Raw genomic sequence first — 22,967 nt, 5'->3', positions numbered from 1 at the left:
TCAATCACCCACCTTATAGCCCATGCCGCGAACTGTTTTCAAAATCGTTGGTTTTTGCGGATCGTCCTCAAGTTTCTCACGCAAGCGTTTAATATAGACGGTCAAGGTATTATCATTGACGAAATCCCCGGCAACATCCCAAATTCGGTCTAGCAGTTGTGCACGTGTAAGAACTTGTCCAACGTGGGTCGCGAATAAGAGGAAGAGTCGATATTCTAAGGCAGTTAACACTACTTCTTCGCCGTTTTTGTAGACCTTTCCTTCTAATGTATTGATTTGAATATTTTCGAAATCAATGGTGTTTTTTGCTTTTGGATGGCGATGGTAGCGACGGTGGACCGTGTTGATCCTTGAAATCAGTTCACGGATGCGGAATGGCTTTGTAATATAATCGTCCGCTCCCATATCAAGCCCCATCACAACATTCACTTCATCGTCAAAAGCAGTTAAAAAAATAACTGGGATATCCCGTTTCTGTTTCACTGTTTTACACAAGTCATACCCACTTCCATCAGGTAAGGACAAGTCAAATATACATAAATCGATCTCTTCAATCCTATTTTCCATCACTTCTATGGCGGAGGCTGCCGTATGACTAAGCACAATTTCATAGCCCTCTTGCTTCAAGGAATACTCTAACCCCGAAGCAATCGTTCGATCATCTTCCACAACTAAGATTTTCATTTACGAATCATCCTAACGTACCCTTTTTCTTTTATCTTATTGAAACAAGGAGGTATCGTCAAAAATAAGAGAAACAAAATCGTAACTTTCTGGCTCCTACATGTCCGTCTAAGGCTGTCGTTACTTCTAGAGAAGAGATTTATTGAACGCTCTTAATCGTTTAATAAAGTTTTCTAATGCTTCACCTTCTGTTTGGAATTCTTTCTCTGAGATCGGATTTGCACGCTCGTCTGACGTATATACTTTCCATTTATTTGCTCTTTCGCTGATGCCAACTTCATTTGGTTTAATGTTATGGTCATCAAACCAATTTAAATTCTGTAATCTTTCATTTTGGATGATTTCTAAAGCAGTCCCTCTTGTCAACGTTATCACACCTTAATTTATTTTTTTAATTAAGCCTAATCCTTCCAATAAATCTACTGGTAAGGCATTTCATACTGAATCCGCCTCCGGTTGATCCAAACCTTTGAGCAATATTTTACAAGGTGGGGGTTTACTGTCACTACCTCAATATTTCTTTCATAAAGCCACTTTGACAGGTTTACCCAGTAATGTCCGGTTGGTTCCATGCCAACAATCGTTATATCTAAACCTTTTAAGGCTTTTAAATGGTTAATCCATTGTATTAATCTAGCAAAACCATCTTCATTATTTTCGAAAGTTAGAGGATCCCCAATAACAATTCCACGGAAGTTTACAGCACGAGCAACGTGAAACTGTTGGGCTATATCTATTCCGACAATAAGATGTTTAATCGAAATTCTTTCAATTAGTTGATTTTGTTTGTCTTGCATTTTAAACTTCATATTAGAGCTTCCTCCTAAGAATGATTTTGTGTTTTGTGTGTACAATCATCTTACTGAGGGGCTCTATTTTTTTAAAACGCGAAAAATAGCTATCTACAGGAATTCTAACGGGGGCGTTTCTTTAAAAAGGACTGCTCTTTTCGTATCCAATTAAAAGGAAGTAAATGTTATTATTATATTAAAGATGGTTGCTCTTCTATTTATAGGTGGAGAAAGCTTTAATACGATATATCCTACAATATTAACTTTGGAGGCACACCACTGCAATAAGACTTATAACGAAATTAAGTTCTTGATATATCCCATCAAGGACATATTATGAAACAGTGCTTTAATAAAGGAGTTGTATAAAATGAATGAAAATAAAGGTACAGAAATAAAACGCTTTTCAAAAGCAGAAAACATTCTACCTCAGATCAATAGTAAAACTAAGCTAGGCGACTTACGAAAAATCGCGAAGGACATTAAAAAAGATCACGAACTAGCTATGGAACTTTGGTCAACCGAAGAGTTTTTGCCCAGACTATTAGCAATCTTAATTATGGACAAAAAACTTCTTTCACAAGATGTGCTAAATAAGCTTGATAAGGATATGCAGACTCACACTTTTGATGAGCGAAATAACTTAATGGATTGGTTAATGGCTAATCAGCTCACCAAAGACAAGAAGAAAATTGCATTGATGGAGTCATGGGAAAATAGTCCTTCTACTCTTCAAAGGCGAGCTTTCTGGTATTATCAAGGGCGATTGAGATGGACTGGACAAACACCGCCTGATAACACCGCATACTTGCTATCTTCATTAGAAGCTAATATTACGCAGGAAGAACCGGAAGTTCAATGGGCTATGAATTTCACCGCAGGCTGGATAGGCGTTTATGATGAAAAGAATCGTGCACGTTGTATTAAACTTGGTGAGAAAACGGGTCTTTACAAAGATGAAATAGTAGCAAAAGGATGTACTCCCAGCTATTTGCCGGAGTTCATTACAATTGAAGTCAACAAACGACTTAATAATTAGTTACCTCTGTAAAAATTTATTAGGGTTTAATGCAAAAAATAAAGGAATTCAACGCCTCAATATGAAAATTGTAATAGGCTTGGACCGAAAAATAAAGAAAACAACGCGTTATGGCAGCTAGTTAGTGAAATATGCAAGGAAGATGTAAAGGATTAACCCACTATCTCTTTTTGGTCTGTAAGGCGCTTATCTTTAAGAAGAACAACTTTCCATCTGCACAGTACAACGATACTGTGCAGCAGGAAATAAAAAAGGACGATTTCCACATAAATGGTGATCGTCCTACTTCAACCAATGGGGGCTTTCCTTTAAGAAGGAGAAGTCTTTTATTTATTTTGTTGAAGATATTGTACTAACGATGCAGGATAATACAATAAGAAGAATATGTCTTATGTCTCATCAGACGAATATTATTCATTAAGAAAGGGATGATTACCATAACAAAATTATCTTATAGTGGTTTAAAATATGGGGAAAGTGATGTGGAAGTAAAATTACTGGTGGATATACAAAATGATTGGTTTGAGATAACGCATACGAAGGAAGTGTCTCAAGTAATGAATAAATCAACAGGTGAATATATCATAGTAAAACGAAACACCATGAAATTTGAGGTTGTTTCATAGTACGATGAGATTGTGAAGTATTGTACTTAAAGTAACAGGTGCGATTGTTTAATAAGAGGTGTAAAGATATTTGTTAAAATTGTAATAAAAAGGGGGAGAATGATGAAATTTTATATAGCATCTAGCTTTAAAAATATAGAAAAAGTTAGATATGTAAGTAAAAAGTTAAAAGATAAAGGATTTATCCATACATATGATTGGACTTTAAATGAAAACGTAACAACATTGGAAGAACTAAAGGCGATAGGTCAAAAGGAGAAAAATGCTGTAATAGAAGCTGATTTTGTTGTAGTTTTATTACCAGCAGGTAAAGGAAGCCATATTGAACTGGGTATTGCTATTGGGAATGGTAAAAAAATTTATCTTTATTCACCGAACAATGAAGTAGATAACATTGAAACAACGAGTACTTTTTATCATTTACCTGAAATCGAAAAGTGTTTTGGAACCATAGATGAGTTAGTAGATATTATAGACTTAAAATCAAAAAGTTTATTAAGTAACAGGTGCTTGAGTTAAGGATCAGCTGCCATTTTCCTCGGCTTTTATTATTCAAGTAACGAAGCAGGATTATAGAATAAGCAAGGGGTGGGTTTTATTAAGGTAGATATTTCTAAATCGTAAAGTTCTGGCAGGTCAAACAGGCTTTCTTGTCGAAACTTAGACATATGAAATTCATTAATGGAGGAAAAAACGATGGCAGAAGTGTTGTTGTTACACCATGTTTTAGGCCGAACAAAGGGTATAGAAGCAATCGCCGATCAACTGAGAGATGCGGGGCATACTGTGCACGTGCCAGATTTATTTGACGGATGCATGTTTTCCTCGCTGGAGGAAGGCTTGGAATTTGTGAAGGAAATCGGATTTGAAGAAGTGACGGCACGCGGCGTTCGGGCAGCCAGCGAGCTTTCACGCGATGTCGTCTATGCTGGTTTTTCACTCGGTGTCCCGGCAGCACAGCAACTCGCTCAAACTCGTGAAGGCGCCAGAGGGGCACTGTTTTTTCATGCATGCCTCCCGACCTCGGCGTTCGAATCTCAGTGGCGGGCCGACTTGCCTGTGCAAATTCACGCCATGAGTGCAGATCCTTTTTTCGTTGAAGACGGCGACATCAACGCGGCCCGTGAGCTTGTGGTGTCGGCCAATCACGCTAAACTTTTTCTGTACGAAGGCAAGGAACATCTCTTCACCGACAGCAGTTTACCGTCTTACGATGCTGACGCGACGAAACTTGTGATCATGCGGGTTCTCGACTTTCTCGCATAGTTGTTAACGAAAAAACTTTTGCAGAGCTTGTTTGGAGTGGTCTAAAAATCAAAATGCAACATCATTAGATTTAAGCATCTGGGAGTTCAACAAGAAAGCCATTTCTTTTTATGAGAGTTTTAGAATGGAAACAATCAGTAGAAAAATGACTTTGAGAATTGAGTAATCACAATTTATTAAATTTAAGATTTTCTACTTATGAAATAATATATTTGTTTTAATGGGCCCCTCTCAAATAAATGAGAAGGGCTTATTTTCTATAAAAATATAACTTCTTCATCTATCGAAGCAGAATACTTAATAAGAGGTAAAGAAAGCACTTGAAAAACAAGTGCCTTCTTAATCAATTTAGCGAAACAGATTTTTGTGTTAAAATCTTCAAGGATGAATAAAAGGAGAGTTTTACATGAATTTTTTAAAAAATACCTTATCTTATTTGGTTATGCTTCCTGCTATCTTAATAGGAACTTTTGCAATGGTTTCAAATGGTGTGGCGTCAAGCATTTGGCTTCAAAACATAATAATCTGGTTATTGGGGACTGTTTTGGGTGCTATTTATTTAATTCGTAATAAGGAAAAAAGATTAAGTAAAGGCAATCTTCTTCAAAACGTCGTAATAATAGCCTTATTAGTTTTTCCATTCTTGTTTAATGGTTCAGATGGAGTCCATCGCTGGTTAACGTTTGGACCAATAAATGTTTATATAGCAAGTATTATTTTGCCACTATTAATTATTCAGTTATGGAAATTAGCATTAAACAACATCTATGTATTAGGATTTTACTTTGTTACTTTAATTATATTGCTATTTCATCCTGATGCAGGTCAATTAACTGCATTTGCATGTGCAACTACTATTATGTTGTGGAAAAAGATTAGTAATGGGATGATGAAGTTTTTTAGTATTATTCTTACTGTTGCCTTTGTCATCATGTCGTGGGTTTTTCTCGATGATTTAGCACCAGTTCCTTATGTAGAAGATATAATCTTTTTAGTTACAGACCTTGGAATTGTCTGGTTCGTTTTAGGTATTTTGTCTTTACTATTATTATTAAGTCCATTCTTTTACTACGGTAGAAAAAATATCATTTCTTTAACCTTAGGAGTTTATTTCTTTATGGCGATGATTGTAACTTTATTTGGTAATTTCCCTTTACCAATCATAGGATATGGAATGTCACCGATTATTGGTTACTTTTTTGCTATCAGTTGGCTTAAAAAGAATACATAAAAGATTGATTACGAACAGGGGCAATCGTGAAAAGGCAGTGGAGTATCCGCTGCCTTTTTCCATCTGTAATGAACTCATTTCATTAAGAAGATTTATTTACAGATCCACTAAGTTGGTCAATTAATGCACAGGTTAAGATTTTTTGGAAGTTTAAGGGATTATTCTTTTACAAGCCTTGGATTTTCGAAACAGGGAATAAACGGAAAGGTATGAAAATGTTTTAAACGGTGAAAGTTGTGGTAAACATCCATTGAGATAGGAGATGATTAAATGGATGGACAAAAACAAAGTTACTATATCAATATTCAATCTAATGAAATTTTCAGAGGACCTCACGAGGGAGAGTGGAATTTTAAAATTGAAGCGACAGAATCTCAAGTAAATGCCCTTGAACGACTTTTTGAACACAATGATGAAACGGATTGGGAAAGTTATTTCCGATCACACATTCCATATCTTGAATATCATCATCAGCCTCAAAATAGGGAATATGACCAACGAATACAATTGATCTATACGATGCTCTTTTATTTAGGTGATGAGAAAACCCGTGCACATATTAGAAAAATGGGAATTCTAAACGAAGATAGTGTAAATACTCAGCACAAAAGCTTTTAATCTTACTAAAACCTAGCGGTAAAATATTAAACGGCTAATGGTGATGTATTTACAAAAAGCAGTGAACGCGTACAGTCCCATCCCTTAGGAAACTGGCTGCATTTTTTTTGAATATTAAAGACTAAATAATTACGGGAAAAAGGCTTGGTCCAGTAAAACGATCTTAATTTCCTTGATACTATCTTGTAGTGTCAGGTACTTTTAATTCGTTCAAATAAACTCTCTCCCTTTTTTTAAGCAGTTCTCTTTTGGAGTACCAGCAAAGGAAATAATATAAATAAAAACAAGTATAAAAGCAGTGCGTTTAGCAGTTCAAATCGCACTGCTTTTAGCATTTTTCTGAGTAAAAATATGGTAAAATCACAAAGATGCTCATACCAGGGTATTTCTACAAATCTATGCAGTATTAAAATTATTTACGGAGAAAAAAAGAAATGAATGATAATAAGAAAATCCATTATGAACGGGGTACTGAGGAACTTAGAAAGAAAAATTTCCGTGCTCATAAACTTGTTCAGGAATATAACAATTGTGAAATTGAAGATTCCACAAAGAAAGAGGAAATTATAAAGGAACTATTTGGAGGTGTTGGATTTAATCCTAGCATCGAACACAATTTCCATTGTGATTTAGGCTACAATATTCACGTTGGTGATAATTTCTATGCTGGATATAATTGCACAATTTTAGATATGGCAGAAGTTAAGATTGGTCATAACTGTATGATAGGTCCTAATGTAGGGATTTATACTGCTGGTCATTCAATCGAACCTAAAGATAGGAACAAGAGTGGATATGGGATACCAATTACACTTGGAAACGACGTATGGATTGCTGGAAGTTGTGTTATCCTCCCTGGAGTCACTATTGGCGATAATTCAATTGTTGCTGCTGGTTCTGTTGTTACAAAAGATGTTCCTGCTAATACAATAGTGGCTGGAAACCCAGCAAAAATACTGAAAAATATATAACTAACTGAGTCTTATGCGGAATAAGTAATGTTACAACGACAGAAAACTTACCTGTCGTTTTTTTTTTTTTATCGCATTAGTAATACCAATCACATAACAAATAGCATTTATAATAAGCTCGTTGTTATTTAACTTGCGATTTATAGTGCTAATTTTGGAATAAAATCTACAAAAATGCCTTTAAACTAATAAAATAGCAGAGCGAATTCATATTCGAATTACTCTGCTATTTTGGATGCTTTTATATGTGTTTTTTAGCTGCGGGTTCCTCAAAAGAGAACGGCTTACCCTTTTTTGAGCTAGTTTCCTATTTTTTTCCTTACTTTTGTGTAAAATAGAATTGAAACTAAAAAAGAATAGGTGAGAACATGAATCAATTATCCGAATTTGTATCCAAGCAGCATCAGCAAAATGTTGAAGAATTAAAAGAATTGCTTCGTATTCCAAGCATAAGTTCCTTGTCTGAGCATAAAGAGGACATCCAAAAAGCAGCATCCTGGATCGCCAATAAGTTAGAAAGCATTGGAATGGAACACGTGGAGATCGTACAAACAAAAGGTCATCCGATTATTTATGCAGATTGGCTACATCAGGAAAATGCGCCGACTGTATTAGTTTACGGTCATTATGACGTACAGCCCGTTGACCCGATTCACTTATGGGAAACCCCACCGTTTGAACCAGACATCCGAGATGAAAAGATCTACGCCAGAGGGGCAACAGACGACAAAGGGCAGACATTCTTACATATTAAAGCTGTAGAAGCACTACTAAAATTAGAAAATAAATTACCGGTTAACCTTAAATTTTGCATCGAAGGTGAAGAAGAAATCGGTAGTCCCAATCTTCCGCAGTTTTTATCTGAAAATAAAGAAAAACTAACTTGTGATGTGGTGATTATTTCCGATTCAGATATGTGGGATCGAGGAGTTCCTGCGATTACATATTCTTTAAGAGGTTTGGCTGCTCTCGAGGTTTCCCTTAAAACGGCGAATACGGATTTGCATTCAGGCATGTTCGGCGGGGGAGTTCAGAACGCTAACCATTTATTAGTGCAGCTGCTATCTACTCTTCATGATGAAAACGGAAAGGTAAATGTGGAGCAGTTCTATGATGATGTTTTAGAATTGTCAGAATTTGAGAAGGAACAAATTAAAGCACTGGGCTTTGATGAAGAAAAACTAAAAAAACAGTTGGGCTTAACGGAACTAACAGGAGGGGAAAATAATTATCCATATCCTGAGAAAATCAACTCGCGGCCAACATTAGAATTAAACGGCATATGGGGTGGTTTTCAAGGGGAAGGTACAAAAACCGTCATTCCGAACGAGGCACATGCCAAAATCACCTGCCGTCTCGTCAATAATCAAAATCCGGAAAAAATCCAGGGCTTAATCAAAAAGCATTTAGAAGAAAAAGCACCAAAAGGATGCACAGTAAAAGTGACCCTTCAGGATACAGGTAATCCATTCTTAACGCCAATCGATGATCCAATGATTCAAAAAGCGGCGGAAGCGTATGAAAAGGTATATGGAAAAGCACCTGTTTATAAAAGAGAAGGGGGTTCCATTCCGATTGTATCGGATTTCAACCATACTCTAAATTCTCCTGTTGTCTTAATGGGATTCGGGTTGCCAGATGAAAATCTCCATGCTCCGAATGAACATTTTAACTTAGAAAACTTTGATAAAGGAATTTTAACGATTTGTTCCTTTTTAGAACTGATCTGAATAGCTAGGTAATGGAGAGGGATCGCATAGAATCCCTCTTTTTGCTGTGAGAGCGCTAAGTAAAAATGTTGTCATTAACATATATATGATATTCAACTTGTTGAGCGGGAAATTCTTCATCCATAGTAACTTAAATTAAGAGGCACATTGCACTTTCACTTTTTCACTCTTTACGCAATAAAATATGAAACAATGGAAAGGATGACTGATGTAATCATGATAGCTATCAGCGGCCGTCCTGCTTTGGTCCGGAGATCGCGAAGGCTGACATTTAAACCGAGACCGACCATGGCGGAAGTTAAGATAAATGTGGTAGCTGTTGAAATCCCATCCATGGCCACTTTTGAAACAGGGATGGATTTGCCAAGGATATAGCTTCCGAACAAACTCATCAAGATAAAGCCGATGAGAAACCAAGGGAATTCAATTGTAGTGTCTGCTGTCTTTCCTGAACTACGTTTTTTCACCCAATACATTAGAATAAAACACAATGGAACAAGTAGGAGTACACGACCTAATTTGGCCAGCAGGGCAATGGCCAGGCCATCCGGACCTGCGGGTGCCCCTGCTAAGGCAACATGGGCGATTTCATGAAGGCTGATTCCGCTCCAGATTCCATATTCAATCGCCGATAACGGTAGAAATGGTCTTAGGATTGTGTAGGTTATCGAAAAAATCGTCCCCACCAGTGCAATAATTCCTATACCGATGACTGTATCTTCATCTCTTGCCTTGATAATCGGAGAAACTGCTGCAATCGCTGCAGCCCCGCAAACACCGGTACCAACACCAAGCATGAGTACAAGGTAGGATTCCGCTTTCAGTAATTTTCCTAGCCATATTGTAAACAATATCGCAAAAGCAATGACACCGATATCACGTGCAATCAACCCTATCCCTTGATGAAGCACCACATCAATGTTTAACTTTAACCCGTATAAAATAATCGCAAATCGTAAAAAGTGTTTGGCGGAAAATTGAATTCCTGCGCGAATCTTTTCCGGATAACCGAAAAATTGCCGGTAAATAACCGCAATCACGATTGCACAGGCAAGCGGTCCTACACGATCAAATCCAGAGACTTTCGCTAGGGCAAAACCGAACACTGCAATTACACTGGTAAAAGCTATTCCCCCTAGCAACAATAAATGAGCAGAAGGTTTTGGTTCAAATTTTTTTTGCAGTTGTTGGTCCTGTTTGCTCAAAGGTAAAACTCTAGTACTTTGACTTTCCATTCTAATCACCTAAATTTATTCATTCTATAATTTAATAATACTTTCAATTAGTCTATAAGGAAAATAATTATATATAATAGGAATGATAAGTAAAATTATATACATTGATTTATTTTGAATAAGGGGGCAGATGATGGACCAACATTTAGAAGTATTTATTAAAGTGGTGGAGAAGGAGAATTTTTCAAAAGCAGCAGAGGAGCTGCATATGACCCAGCCTGCGGTTAGCCAGTATATCAGACTGTTAGAACAATCAATTGGCTCAAGGCTCCTGGAAAGGAATAATAAGTATGTCCGCCTAAATAAGGCGGGGGAGATTGTTTTTCACCATGCAAAGGAAATTATTACACTTTATACCAAAATGCAGACATTGGTCGATGACCTGACAAATAAGGCAGGCGGGACCATTGCGATTGGGGCTAGCTACACGTTTGGCGAGTATATCCTGCCGCATATTATTGCCAAAATGAAGGAGCAATATCCCCTAATTCATCCGTCAATCAGGATTCAAAATACAAAGGAGATCATTGACCTAGTAAAAAAACATCAGTTAGACATTGGCATCATTGAAGGATTTTATGAAAAAGCTACACTTAATTCCAAAGTGGTTTCTAAGGATAAAATGGTTATTGTGGCCTCACCTCTTCATCCTCTTCTGAGTGTAAAGAGGGAAATAAGAATATCTGATTTGGAAGAAGAAACATGGATTCTGAGGGAAGAGGGCTCTGGTACAAGGGAAGCTGCTGAAAATCTGTTTCGGAGATATGATTTCACCCCGAAAAACGTCATGGAATTCGGCAGCACCCAAGTTATCAAGGAATCGGTTGAAGCAGGTCTAGGCATTAGTTTGTTATCAAGTTGGGCAATTAAGAAGGAGCTGACAAACGGTTACATTGGCATCATTCACGTAAATGGACTCCCTTTTAAACGCAATTTCTCCATCCTAACCCCTGCCACCTATCAAACAAAGGCATTACAGACATTTATAGAAATACTATTAACATACTTGAGCGACCCGAGAAAGAACAGATTTTAGATATACATGGGGATGGTTTTTCTGCTTCATTGCTTCCTATCTCAGCTATAGGAGGCAAATAAAAGTGCTAGGCACAAACCAGTTCTCTTCCGCAATATTTTTCGAATTTGTTAATGTAGAGACTCACGAGAAAGGTTGAATGTGATGTATAAGAAAACAGAATTTATTAAAGCACCTTAAAGAATTGGGAATCGACGAAAATGGAACATTACTTGTTCATTCATCAATGAAAAGTATTGGACAAGTAGAGGGTGGGGCGGATACTGTCCTTGACGCACTTTCAGAATATATGAAAAATGGTCTTTTGGTATTTCCTACACATACATGGTCGTATATTAAGGCGGAGAATCCTGGATTTTATATCAATGACTCACCATCTTGTGTTGGATTATTAACGGAACTGTTTCGAAAACGTCCGGGTGTTGTTCGCTCATGGCATCCAACCCATTCGGTAGCTGCCCTGGGGAAAAATGCACATGAATTTATTGCAGGAAATGAACAATTCGACACACCTTGTGCACGCGAATCGAGTTGGGGGAAATTACTCGATCAGAAAGCAACCATCTTGTTAATCGGAGTCGATTTACGAAGATGTACATATATTCATGGAGTCGAGGAATGGCTTGATATACCAGGTCGATTGACCGATGAGCACCAAATGCTTTACACCATATTACCGGATAAAACGGCAATTTCCATACCGCAAAGAAGACATATGGGTCATACCTCTGAAAAATACGAACGAGTTGAAGATATTTTTCTGAAAAATCAAGTTATGTACAAAGGACAGTTTGGCGATGCAACAGTAAGAGTATGTGACACTGTAAAAATGACTGAATCGCTAAATCGTTTACTAAAAGAAAAACCGGATTTATTTTCTTGATTTATAGGGGACAACCTGAATTCTTTCCAGAAATCCTTAGATGAAAAATAATAAAATTTAAACTACTTTTCGTGTACCTTGAAATTGGGACTGAAGAGTAGTTTTTTTATTAAGGAAGTCCATTTAAAAGTGTAATATAAGGAAACCTTAGAGTTAATAGCCTACAAATAAAAGAGATGATTTTTTCCAGCATAGCAAAATTCCAAATTAATGGAAAACTTTTGAAGGATTAAATCAAACGATGTCGAATGAAAACTAATAGTTAAAAAGTCTTGGGTGTAAAGTTTGTCTTTCGATACTTATAGGTAGTACAAGTATTTGAGTGAAGTAGAAATTAAAGATGGATTCTCTTACTTCCCAAACGGCAAGAGACGTAATGCCCGTATTGGCAAAATAGCATTTGATAATAATTCTAGGATATATCTGGAATTTAATTATGTAAATTTGGATGGACATTCATACATGGATGAATTTAAAAGCAGAGTTTGGAAACTTACTGATCACGAACGTAAATCTCTTCATGCTGGGGGAGTAACGTATTGCTATGTTGGGGATAACCTATCTTTTGCATTAAATTTAATAGATGAAGCTAAAAGAACACATTTTTATTAAATAGTGCAGACGGAAGGAGAAATATCTATGGCACAAACCTATAAAAAAGATAAAATAGAAAATTTATATCATTTAATAAAAATTTTTCATCAGCATACAAATGAAAAGATTAATAGAGAAGGGGACCATTCATATAAAAAGGTACTTAAAAGGTCAGTACGAAGCCTATGAAATAATACTTACTATAATGGGAAAAGATTTTAACCTAACAGATGAATCTAAGCAAGATATATCGTTTAGTTAAGTCAAGTAATTTAATAGCCTATAAAGCACGAAAAAGAATGTTAATTAAATAGATGGAAAAGGTGGAAGTTTCAATGGGGAAATATGGACAAGCTGCTATCGAAGCAGTCTCACTATTAAGCACTAATCCTTTGTTAAAACCAAGGGATGTATGGAATAAAGCAACGACTGAAATCTTCGGGAATGGGACATCTAGTCAATTAAAAGGTTGCCCAAGAAGTACATTTTTAGGGTTTTGTGAAGAGGGATACATAAAAGGAGTATCTCCAGGTAATTATCATCTGAAGTCTACAAAAAACAAAGAATATGGGATTAGGGTAGTAGCACTAATTAAGTGAGATCCATCATTGGTCCATGATGTGAATCAACTTTGGGACTCGCTATATCATAAGACCAATCTAAAGCTTTCATTATGGCATCGTGTGTTAAAGATTTTGTTCTTGACAAGATTGCTCACCTTTCTTCTAGAAGATTATGGTAATATTATACTACAACATTACGTGTGTAAAATAATAGTTTTTTCTCTTGAATTAATTAAATAATATAGAGGTGTGAGTATGCCTATAGAAGTTGGGATATGGAAGATTAATGTTTCAAATATTCATACAAATACGATGTGATGTCCGTACTGTGTTGTTAATGGATATATTGAACACAAGTGTTAAAATTAGGTAAAATAGTACTAGCGTTATTTTGTTTCCATATAGGAGAGAGCATAATGAAAGATCTAATATCAAAAGTAGTAGCCTTTCGGGATGAGCGAGGCTGGATAGAATTTCACAAAGAAAAAGATTTGGCCATTTCCATTTCTTTAGAAGCAAGTGAGTTACTTGAAAACTTCCGATGGAGGACGAGTGAAGAAGCCATCCAAGATTCAATACAAAATATAAAGGAAGAAATGGCTGATATATTAATCTATCTTGTGCAGCTTGCGGATAAAATGGAAATTAATCTAGAAGAGGAAGTCTTCAATAAACTAAAGAAAAATGCTGTGAAATATCCGGTGAACGAAAATGAGGTAACAAGAAAATGATCACCTACAATGAAACCTCTTCAAACTTTTTGAACCATGTTTATGAAAATAAAATTGGATATGTTCTTAAGAAAAATATCCTCACGAAAATGAATAAGGTGATTTCCGGCAGTGAATTAAAATCTTGGGAAAACTCTCTTCCACAAATGGCAAAGGTGATTAGGGATGCAGATATAAAAGAGGATACACATGTATTGTTAGAATACAAGCTGCCTTCTTCTGAAAAAAGGATTGATTTCCTAGTCGCTGGACAGGATGAATAAGGCAAGGAAAATGCTGTCATCATAGAATTGAAACAATGGCAAAAAGTTAGAGTTTCAGAAGGAGATGGAATTGTCCAGACATATTTGGGTGGCAGAGAACGGGAAACGGTTCATCCTTCCTACCAAGCATCATCCTATAAACGATATTTACAAAATTTCAATGAGTCACTATACAGTGAGTCTTCATCTAGTCAACTCCATTCTTTGTGCTTATTTACATAACTATATTACTGGTAAAAAAAGTGATTACAAAGCAATGGTGAAAATTTATAAATAGGTGCTGCTTCCTAAGTAGGGGGATAAATCAACTCAGATTTAACCCCCTACTTTATTTTTAAATAAAAAATCTTGAATTCGAGATACTTCTCTTGACGATAATTCGATAAAAAATTATTATGGTTACATAAAGTAACTAAAGTTACTTAAAGTTTCTTGGTTAATTAAGGTTAACGATAATTAATAGGAGGGAAAATTTTATGATAGAAGTAACTGTGAAACTAAATTATAAAGGCAAAAATTATTTAACGAATGTAATTGTAAACAAGGGCACACCTCAACAACAGATTTTTCAGATTGCACACGAGCAAATAAAGAAACAATGGGTAAATTAAAAAAGTAAGTCTCCTAATCTTTAATGGAAAGGGGCGAAAAGCCTTGAATGAAAAAAAAGAAGTTGGAGAAAAAGCTGTTGATTTTGTGAAAGAAGGAATGGTGATTGGATTAGGAACGGGTACAACCATTATCCACACCATTTCAAAGCTAGGACAATTAGTTCAACAAGGACTTTCTATTAAAGGAATCCCAACGTCCAAACAAACAGAAAAATTAGCAAAAGAAGTAGGAATCCCGCTTGTTTCGTTTAATGAAATTGATCATATTGATTTGGCCATAGATGGTGCAGATGAACTAAATCATGATTTAGACCTTATTAAAAGAGGAGGCGGAGCCCTTTTAAGAGAGAAATTAATTGCAAAAGCAGCTAAAAATAGTAGTAGCGGACTCACAAAAATTAGTGAATAAATTAGGGTCCTTTCCACTACCAATAGAGGTTGTGCCTTACGGATTTGAAATGACGATGAAACATCTACGTGAGTTTGGAGGCTATCCCAAATTACGGCAAAAAAATGGGATGCCATATTAACTGATAATGGGAACTATATATTTGACTGCAGTTTCTCAGAAATAAATTTTCCTGAAGATTTAGAAAAAAATTAATATGATACCTGGTGTTGTTGAAAATGGATTTATTATTGGAATGGCAGACATTGTCATTTCATTGGATAGAGATAAGAAAATTACCATAAATGAGCGGGGCTAGGGTCGTATTATAACAGGAAAAATGTATGTGGTAATGCTTTTAGTAATACTGGTCAGCTTCAACAAACTGAGTTGATATTATTTAACGTAATAATTGTTATCAACTAATAGGAGGACTTAAATTGGATTCTATGACCTTTGTCTTATTTGGGGCAACAGGGGATTTAGCTAAACGGAAAATCTTCCCCGCCCTTTATAATTTGTATTTAGATCAAAAATTACCTCAACCAATATCTATTATTGGACTTGGAAGAGGTAACTTAACTCATATTGAATTTCAAGAAAAAGTAAAAGAGTCTATACTAGCGTTTTCACGCCGTTTAGAACATGACGCTGCCGGTATGGGAGATTTTCTTAATGCATTTCGTTATAGTACTTTGAATGTTAACCATACAGAAGATTATCAAAGATTACTACAGTTGGTTAAGCAAAGAGAAGAGGAACTACGCATAAAGGATAACCGAATGTTTTATCTTTCTGTTGCCCCAGAATTTTTTGACATTATTGCATTGAATATAAGGAGTAGTGGATTGGGAACCACCAATGGTTGGAAACGTTTAATGATAGAAAAACCATTTGGGCATGATCTCCAATCTGCCCGTGAACTAAATGAAAAACTAAGTTCTGCATTTGACGAGGAAGAGATATTTCGAATTGACCATTACTTGGGTAAACCAATGGTTCAAAATTTAGAGGCACTAGAATTTGCGAACCCGGTCTTACAGTCAATTTGGAATAGGGAACATATCGCTAATGTTCAAATTACCGCGAGTGAAACGGTCGGGGTTGAGACAAGAGCAGGATATTACGATCAAGCAGGAGCAATACGCGACATGGTTCAAAACCATATGCTGCAAATGCTAATGATGACGGCGATGAATCTGCCTAAAAAAATAAGTGCATCTGAAATCCGGAATGAAAAAAGGAAGGTGATGGAAGCCCTGCGGCCAGTTAAAAAAGAAGATGTACAAACCCAAATCGTTCGTGGCCAGTATATTTCAGGAGAGATTAACGGACAGAAAGTTCCAGGATATAAGGATGAACCTGGAGTTGAACCTAATTCCAATACTGATACATTTATTGCAACTCGAATTTGGATTGATAATCCTTTTTGGACTGGTGTTCCCTTCTATATTCGTACAGGAAAAAGAATGAGGGAAAAATCTACTCGTATCGTTATCGAATTTAAAAATACCATAGAAGTTGAATATAAAAATGAAAACCAAAAGGTAGAGCCCAATTTATTAATTATCGAAATAAGTCCAGGAGAAAATGTCTCACTACAGTTAAATAGCAAAAACCCGATGAATAATGGAAATATTGAACCTGTTAGAATTAATTTTTCTTGTGAGGATTCAGTAGGTAATGGCTCAGGAGTCCCTGAGGCTTATGAAAGATTAATTTATGATGCGTTAATTGGAGATTCCACATTCTTTGCTCATTGGAAAGAAGTCGAACTGTCGTGGGAATGGGTACAACCAATTCTTGAGGCATTCGAGGGAAATCTACTGCTATTACACGAATATTCATCAGGTTCATATGGTCCAAATGCCGCAAATACCCTCTTATTAGAAAATGGGTTTAAATGGTGGCTGGATCAAAATCAAGAAAAAAAAGAAGTGGCGCTTAAAAAATAACAGGTATAGGAGGAATATTAAAATGACACAAAACATTAAGGACTTAGCAGTAACGACCATTAGAACATTATCGATTGATGCCATAAATGCCGCAAATTCAGGGCATCCTGGTCTGCCGATGGGTGCAGCACCAATGGCATATGCCCTGTGGGCTAACCATCTGAATCACAATCCTGAAAATCCAAGATGGTTCAATCGTGACCGCTACGTTTTATCTGCTGGTCATGGATCCAGTTTATTATATAGCCTACTTCATTTAACTGGTTATGATGTCACGATAGATGATTTAAAAAATTTTAGAAGATTGAACAGCAGAACGCCAGGGCATCCAGAATTTGGCCATACTCCTGGTGTAGAAGCAACCACTGGTCCATTAGGACAAGGGATAGCAAATGCAGTTGGTATGGCCATGGCAGAATCACATTTAGCTGCAAAGTTTAATAAAAAGGGGCACCCAGTTATTGATCACTATACTTATGCTTTAGTTGGTGACGGAGACCTGATGGAAGGAATCTCTTATGAGGCGATGTCAATGGCCGGACATATGAAATTGGGCAAGTTGATTGTTATGTATGATTCAAATGATATCTCACTTGATGGGGAATTGAACGTTTCCTTTTCTGAAAACATAGAAAAAAGGGCTGAATCTGCTCATTGGCATTATATAAGAGTAGATGATGGAAACGACATAGAAGCCATATCAAGTGCTATCGAATCAGCAAAACAAAATTCCGACCAGCCAAGCATTATTGAAATCCGGACGACTATTGGATATGGAAGCCCGACATTAGCAGGAACAAATAAAGCACATGGTGCACCACTGGGATTGGAGGAAGGAAAAGCGACAAAAAAAGCCTATAACTGGCTTTTTGAAGATGATTTCTACGTTCCAGAGGAAGTAACAGCCCACTTTACGCAACTAAAGCATAAAGGAATCGACGCTGAACAAAGCTGGTTGAACTTATATGAATCATATCAGAGCACTTATCCAGAGTTAGCTGATCAATTAACAAATGCTATAGATGGAAAAGTCCTTATTGACACAAGAGATATATTGACCTTTGATACAGGAAAAGCAGTTTCAACGCGTGTTGCAAGTGGAGAAGCTATTAATCATTATGTTAAGTCAGTTCCAGCAATATTCGGCGGCAGTGCTGACCTTTCCCACTCAACTATGACTGAAATTAAAGGCGAACAAATATATGCAGTTGAATCATACAGTGCACGTAATATTTATTTTGGAGTTCGCGAACATGCAATGGGAGCAGCAGCCAACGGGATGGCGTACCATGGCGGTGTGAAGCCTTTTGTAAGTACATTCTTTGTATTTAATGATTATCTCAGACCTTCTATCCGTCTGGCGGCTCTATCGAAACTTCCAGTCACCTATGTCTTTACACATGATTCCATCGCCGTAGGTGAAGATGGTCCTACGCATGAGCCAGTAGAACACTTAGCTGCACTTCGGTCCATCCCTGGATTAACCGTAATTAGGCCGACTGATGCAAATGAGACAGCAAGTGCATGGGCATACGCACTTCAGCAAACAGATGGGCCAGTAGCATTAATCTTAAGCCGCCAAAACCTGCCTGTATATAACGAAACAAAAGCAAATTTGGATAATGTTTCTAAGGGAGCTTATGTACTTACTGAAACAAATTCCACACCAGAGGTTATTTTGATTGCCACCGGATCGGAGGTTTCATTAGCCGTAAATGCAAAAGCAGAACTCGAAAAGAAAAATCGTTCTGTCCGTGTCGTGGCTATGCCAAGTTGGGAATTATTTAGCCAGCAAACACATGAATATAAAGAATCGGTGCTGCCTACCTCCATTTCAAAACGAGTTGCAATTGAAATGGGAATCTCAATGGGATGGGAACGCTTTGTAGGATTTGAAGGAAAAGTATTATCCATTGAATCATTCGGTGCGTCAGGAGATGGCGCTTTAGTTATGAAACAATTCGGATTTACCACTGAGAATATAGTTCAAATTACAAGAAGTCTTTTAAATTCTTAAGATGGAAAAATACACTTTAAAATACCAATTTTGGAGGATGACACAATGAAGGTTGGATTAGTAGGTTTAGGGAAAATGGGCTTCAATTTAGGACAAAATTTAATAGATCAAAACCACGAAGTAGTAGCATTTGATGTTAACCCGAATGCTGTGGAAGAAATAAAGAAATTTGGAGCGGTTGGTGTATCTAGCTATAAGGAACTTGTAGAGTCCTTAGAAACACCAAGGATTATTTGGATTATGGTTCCACATGCTGTTGTTGATTTAGTCATTGGGGAGATTATGCCACATCTAAACAAAGGTGATATTGTTATCGAGGCGGGTAATTCTCATTATAAAGAATCAATACAACGGTATAACGAGTTAAAAGAAATTGGAGTAAGATTTATGGATGCAGGTACCTCGGGTGGTATGGAAGGTGCCCGTAATGGAGCTTGTTATATGATTGGCGGAGATCCAGATGCCTGGGAGATTGTTCAGCCAATTTTTAAAGATACAGCAGTAGAAAATGGTTTCTTATATGCGGGCAAAGCTGGCAGCGGACACTTCTTGAAAATGGTTCATAATGGTATAGAGTATGCCATGATGGCAGCTATAGGTGAAGGCTTTGAAGTGCTTGAAAAAAGCGAATTTCATTTTGATTATGAAAAGGTAGCAAGAGTTTGGAATAATGGTTCTGTTATTCGTTCATGGTTAATGGAATTAACTGAAAATGCGTTTTCAAAAGACGCTAAATTAGATGAAATTAAAGGGATCATGCACTCCTCAGGTGAGGGAAAGTGGACGGTGGAAACTGCTTTAGATTTACAAACTGCTACTCCAGTCATTGCAATGTCTTTACTCATGCGTTACCGTTCGCTTGAAAATGATACCTTTACAGGTAAAGTTGTAGCGGCACTAAGAAACGAATTTGGTGGACATGCTGTCGTAAAGAAATAAATTAACCAAATCTTTAACAAAATGGAGGAAATTAAAAATGAAATTTTTTATCGATACTGCAAACTTAGATGAGATTAAAAAAGCTTATAAAATTGGCGTTCTTTCAGGTGTTACAACCAATCCTTCATTAGTAGCAAAAGAAGGCGTTAAATTTGAAGATCGCATTGCAGAAATCTTAAATGCTGTTCCAGAGGTTGAGTCAGTTTCTGCGGAAGTCACACCTAATGCTTTAACAGCTGACCAAATGATTGCAGAAGCAAATGAGCTCATTAAAATTAATGGCGGAGATAAGAACATTACCATTAAACTTCCAATGACATTGGATGGACTAGAGGCTTGCCGTTATTTAACAAAAAAAGGTGTTAAAACAAATGTTACGCTTATTTTTAGTGTAAACCAAGCGTTATTGGCAGCACGTGCAGGAGCTACCTATGTATCTCCGTTCTTAGGCCGTTTAGATGATATTAATGAAGATGGTGTAGAACTAGTCGCAAAAATTGCTGAGATGTTCCATGTTCAAAACCTAGATACTCAAATTATTGCAGCATCTGTTCGTCATCCTGATCATGTTACCCGTGTTGCGATAGCAGGAGCACATATTGCAACGATTCCTTTCAAGGTTATTGAGCAATTATCAAAACATCCGTTAACCGACCAAGGATTAGAGAAATTTGCTGCTGATTGGAAAACGACTGTTTAAATATTTTAAAAAGCATAAGGGAGTTATTATCTGAAAAGAATGGACTTAGCGCCCTTACATTACAGCAACTATCAAAAACAACAGAACAGGAGAACATATGATGTCTATTTCTTTTGATTATTCTAATGCATTATCTTTCATGCAGCAGCATGAAGTGGACTATTTAAGTACTTTTGTGAAAGCAGCACATGTTATGCTGCATGAGAAAAAGGAGCCAGGTTCTGATTATCTTGGGTGGGTTGATTTACCACATGCCTACGATAAAGAGGAATTTGCAAGAATCAAAGAGGCTGCTGAAAGAATTCGCAATACTTCCGATGCTTTAATCGTAATTGGAATCGGAGGCTCTTATCTTGGTGCAAGGGCTGCCATTGAAGCTCTTTCTCATACGTTTCATAACCAAATGGATAACAAAACAGAAATTTAATTTGCTGGACAAAATATCAGTGCTACTTATATCTCACACTTATTTGATGTGCTGAAGAACAAGGATATCTCAGTGAATGTGATTTCAAAATCAGGAACAACAACTGAACCAGCCATTGCATTCCGTATTTTCCGCGATTTTATGGAAAAAAAATACGGAAAAGAAGAAGCAAGAAAACGCATTTATGCTACAACAGATCGTGCTAAAGGTGCTTTAAAAACACTTGCCGATGAGGAAGGATATGAAACATTTGTAATTCCGGATGATGTCGGGGGAAGATACTCTGTATTGACAGCAGTAGGGTTATTGCCGATTGCTACTGCAGGATTAGATATTGATAAAATGATGGCTGGGGCAGCGGCGGCTGCGGATAAATATAATAATCCGAACTTGGCAGAAAATCAAAGTTATCAATATGCTGCCGTCAGAAATGCTCTTTATCGAAAAGGAAAATCGATTGAACTATTGGTAAACTTTGAGCCTTCCCTTCATTATGTATCAGAATGGTGGAAACAGTTATTTGGCGAAAGTGAGGGTAAAGACCAAAAAGGTCTCTATCCAGCTTCTGTCGACTTCACTACTGATCTTCATTCGATGGGACAATATGTCCAAGAAGGACGACGGGACCTAATCGAAACCGTCCTTTGGTGAGATGGTTTATTTCTTCGAAAAAGCTTGTGGAATCAGCGGCTTGTTGATGGGGGTAAATCCATTTGATCAGCCTGGTGTAGAAGCGTACAAGAAAAACATGTTCGCTTTACTTGGAAAACCAGGATATTTTCATTTAACTGGTTTAAAACAAGAAATTGCGAATGAACTTGGGCTTCACTCCGAAACCCCATTTGTTATTGGTGCAAGTGATGGTGTTCTTTCTAATCTAGGAGTAAATGCAATCAAGCCTGGGGTTGTAGCAATAACAATCGGAACAAGTGGGGCTATTCGGGCAGTTACTGATAAACCAATTACTGATCCAAAAGGTAGAATTTTTTGTTATGCTCTCACAGAAAACCATTGGGTAGTTGGCGGTCCTGTGAATAATGGCGGCATGGTATTTAGGTGGGTAAGAGATGAGCTAGCTTCTGCAGAAGTTGAAACATCAAAGAGACTGGGAATTGATCCATACGAATTATTAACAGAGATTGCTTCTCGTGTTTCACCTGGTTCAGACGGGCTTCTCTTTCATCCGTATTTAGCCGGTGAAAGAGCTCCGCTTTGGAATGCAAATGCAAGAGGTTCTTACTTTGGTATTGGTCTGCATCACAAAAAGGAACATATGGTTCGCGCTGTATTAGAGGGTGTAATTTTTAATCTAAATACAGTCATGTTAGCACTTCAGGAACTGATTGGCGTACCAAATAAAATTATGGCCACAGGTGGATTCGCCAGATCTGAATTGTGGCGTCAAATGATGGCAGATATTTTCAATCAAGAAGTGGTTGTTCCTGAAAGCTTTGAAAGCTCCTGTTTAGGTGCATAATCTTAGGTATGAAAGCTTTAGGTAAGATTGATGATTTTTCGGTAGCATCAGAATGGGTTGGGTCTACCCACTACCATAAGCCTAATGAGGAAAACGTAAAAGTTTATTCAGAATTAATTCCCATTTTTATATCTATTTCTCGAGCACTAGAAAGTGATTACGATGCAATTTCTAATGGAGTGAGGTAATTAA

The 22,967-nt window shown here is 36.9% G+C and carries 24 protein-coding genes and 3 pseudogenes; 23 read left to right on the top strand and 4 right to left on the bottom strand.

The features are described 5' to 3' along the window. The 3 genes from QFZ31_RS06220 to QFZ31_RS06210 form a co-directional block, all read right to left on the bottom strand. Positions 1-684: a response regulator transcription factor gene (locus QFZ31_RS06220; protein ID WP_307301747.1), complete on the bottom strand. Its 684-nt coding sequence runs from the start codon at positions 682-684 to the stop codon at positions 1-3. A 126-nt stretch (positions 685-810) separates the two neighbouring features. Further along, positions 811-1,050 carry an Imm59 family immunity protein gene (locus QFZ31_RS06215; protein WP_307301746.1) on the bottom strand — a complete coding sequence of 80 codons (240 nt, stop codon included), beginning with the start codon at positions 1,048-1,050 and terminating at the stop codon, positions 811-813. Between the two features lie 53 nt (positions 1,051-1,103). Beyond that, positions 1,104-1,493, bottom strand: a complete 390-nt coding sequence (locus QFZ31_RS06210) for an IS110 family transposase (protein ID WP_307301744.1) — start codon at positions 1,491-1,493, stop codon at positions 1,104-1,106. 352 nt (positions 1,494-1,845) lie between these two features. Here QFZ31_RS06210 and QFZ31_RS06205 point away from each other — a divergent pair, with 352 nt between their 5' ends. From QFZ31_RS06205 to QFZ31_RS06170, 8 genes are all read left to right on the top strand, one after another. Continuing rightward, complete coding sequence (locus tag QFZ31_RS06205; RefSeq protein WP_307301743.1) at positions 1,846-2,514, top strand: DNA alkylation repair protein; 669 nt, start codon at positions 1,846-1,848, stop codon at positions 2,512-2,514. 437 nt (positions 2,515-2,951) lie between these two features. Further along, positions 2,952-3,140, top strand: coding sequence for a hypothetical protein (locus QFZ31_RS06200; RefSeq protein ID WP_307311415.1), 189 nt, complete (start codon positions 2,952-2,954; stop codon positions 3,138-3,140). Between the two features lie 102 nt (positions 3,141-3,242). After that, positions 3,243-3,659, top strand: a complete 417-nt coding sequence (locus QFZ31_RS06195; RefSeq protein ID WP_307301741.1) for a nucleoside 2-deoxyribosyltransferase — start codon at positions 3,243-3,245, stop codon at positions 3,657-3,659. A 177-nt stretch (positions 3,660-3,836) separates the two neighbouring features. Beyond that, entirely contained in the window at positions 3,837-4,406 is a 570-nt protein-coding gene (locus tag QFZ31_RS06190; protein WP_307301739.1) for a dienelactone hydrolase family protein, read from the top strand. Between the two features lie 406 nt (positions 4,407-4,812). After that, positions 4,813-5,637: a hypothetical protein gene (locus QFZ31_RS06185; RefSeq protein ID WP_307301737.1), complete on the top strand. Its 825-nt coding sequence runs from the start codon at positions 4,813-4,815 to the stop codon at positions 5,635-5,637. Between the two features lie 270 nt (positions 5,638-5,907). Beyond that, positions 5,908-6,255, top strand: coding sequence for a hydrolase (locus QFZ31_RS06180; protein ID WP_307301736.1), 348 nt, complete (start codon positions 5,908-5,910; stop codon positions 6,253-6,255). Between the two features lie 434 nt (positions 6,256-6,689). Further along, positions 6,690-7,226: a sugar O-acetyltransferase gene (locus QFZ31_RS06175; protein WP_307301734.1), complete on the top strand. Its 537-nt coding sequence runs from the start codon at positions 6,690-6,692 to the stop codon at positions 7,224-7,226. Positions 7,227-7,594: 368 nt separating this feature from the next. Then, complete coding sequence (locus tag QFZ31_RS06170; protein WP_307301733.1) at positions 7,595-8,956, top strand: dipeptidase; 1,362 nt, start codon at positions 7,595-7,597, stop codon at positions 8,954-8,956. Between the two features lie 170 nt (positions 8,957-9,126). Here QFZ31_RS06170 and QFZ31_RS06165 read toward each other — a convergent pair whose 3' ends face one another. Beyond that, positions 9,127-10,191: a YeiH family protein gene (locus tag QFZ31_RS06165; RefSeq protein ID WP_307301731.1), complete on the bottom strand. Its 1,065-nt coding sequence runs from the start codon at positions 10,189-10,191 to the stop codon at positions 9,127-9,129. A 133-nt stretch (positions 10,192-10,324) separates the two neighbouring features. Between QFZ31_RS06165 and QFZ31_RS06160 the strand changes: the two genes are divergently transcribed. The 15 genes and pseudogenes from QFZ31_RS06160 to QFZ31_RS06090 form a co-directional block, all read left to right on the top strand. After that, a complete protein-coding gene (locus QFZ31_RS06160; protein WP_307301730.1) occupies positions 10,325-11,227 on the top strand; it encodes a LysR family transcriptional regulator in 903 nt (300 codons plus the stop codon). A gap of 184 nt (positions 11,228-11,411) precedes the next feature. Next, a complete protein-coding gene (locus QFZ31_RS06155) occupies positions 11,412-12,110 on the top strand; it encodes an AAC(3) family N-acetyltransferase (protein ID WP_307301729.1) in 699 nt (232 codons plus the stop codon). Positions 12,111-12,428: 318 nt separating this feature from the next. Next, positions 12,429-12,722 carry a hypothetical protein gene (locus QFZ31_RS06150; RefSeq protein WP_307301728.1) on the top strand — a complete coding sequence of 98 codons (294 nt, stop codon included), beginning with the start codon at positions 12,429-12,431 and terminating at the stop codon, positions 12,720-12,722. A 317-nt stretch (positions 12,723-13,039) separates the two neighbouring features. Beyond that, positions 13,040-13,303, top strand: a complete 264-nt coding sequence (locus QFZ31_RS06145) for a DUF6979 family protein (RefSeq protein ID WP_307301726.1) — start codon at positions 13,040-13,042, stop codon at positions 13,301-13,303. Between the two features lie 380 nt (positions 13,304-13,683). Beyond that, positions 13,684-13,998 (top strand): nucleotide pyrophosphohydrolase, encoded by a 315-nt coding sequence (locus QFZ31_RS06140; protein WP_307301722.1) that lies wholly within the window; start codon positions 13,684-13,686, stop codon positions 13,996-13,998. Beyond that, entirely contained in the window at positions 13,995-14,261 is a 267-nt protein-coding gene (locus QFZ31_RS06135; RefSeq protein ID WP_307301721.1) for a hypothetical protein, read from the top strand. Before QFZ31_RS06140 ends, QFZ31_RS06135 begins: the two co-directional genes overlap by 4 nt. Before the next feature lie 70 nt (positions 14,262-14,331). Further along, complete coding sequence (locus QFZ31_RS06130) at positions 14,332-14,538, top strand: hypothetical protein (RefSeq protein ID WP_307301720.1); 207 nt, start codon at positions 14,332-14,334, stop codon at positions 14,536-14,538. A 199-nt stretch (positions 14,539-14,737) separates the two neighbouring features. After that, on the top strand, positions 14,738-14,872 hold the full coding sequence (locus QFZ31_RS06125) for a BA3454 family stress response protein (RefSeq protein ID WP_307301719.1): 135 nt from the start codon (positions 14,738-14,740) through the stop codon (positions 14,870-14,872). 43 nt (positions 14,873-14,915) lie between these two features. Continuing rightward, positions 14,916-15,579 (top strand): annotated as a pseudogene (gene rpiA / locus QFZ31_RS06120) (ribose-5-phosphate isomerase RpiA). Positions 15,580-15,700: 121 nt separating this feature from the next. Next, a complete protein-coding gene (zwf, locus tag QFZ31_RS06115) occupies positions 15,701-17,215 on the top strand; it encodes a glucose-6-phosphate dehydrogenase (RefSeq protein ID WP_307301718.1) in 1,515 nt (504 codons plus the stop codon). Positions 17,216-17,237: 22 nt separating this feature from the next. After that, positions 17,238-19,232, top strand: coding sequence for a transketolase (tkt, locus tag QFZ31_RS06110; RefSeq protein ID WP_307301717.1), 1,995 nt, complete (start codon positions 17,238-17,240; stop codon positions 19,230-19,232). Positions 19,233-19,277: 45 nt separating this feature from the next. Continuing rightward, a complete protein-coding gene (gene gnd, locus QFZ31_RS06105) occupies positions 19,278-20,171 on the top strand; it encodes a phosphogluconate dehydrogenase (NAD(+)-dependent, decarboxylating) (protein WP_307301715.1) in 894 nt (297 codons plus the stop codon). 37 nt (positions 20,172-20,208) lie between these two features. Beyond that, a complete protein-coding gene (gene fsa / locus QFZ31_RS06100; RefSeq protein ID WP_307301714.1) occupies positions 20,209-20,871 on the top strand; it encodes a fructose-6-phosphate aldolase in 663 nt (220 codons plus the stop codon). Between the two features lie 100 nt (positions 20,872-20,971). Beyond that, positions 20,972-22,076 (top strand): annotated as a pseudogene (locus QFZ31_RS06095) (glucose-6-phosphate isomerase); the annotation flags it as partial. After that, positions 22,068-22,963 (top strand): annotated as a pseudogene (locus QFZ31_RS06090) (FGGY-family carbohydrate kinase); the annotation flags it as partial. The pseudogenes QFZ31_RS06095 and QFZ31_RS06090, both read left to right, overlap by 9 nt. Between the last annotated feature and the right edge of the window lie 4 nt (positions 22,964-22,967).

This window comes from Neobacillus niacini (assembly GCF_030817595.1).
In the GTDB taxonomy this organism is placed as follows: Bacteria; Bacillota; Bacilli; order Bacillales; family Cytobacillaceae; genus Neobacillus; species Neobacillus niacini_G.
Note: the sequence above shows the minus strand (reverse complement) of the source record. Positions and strands in the feature narration are given on the sequence as shown.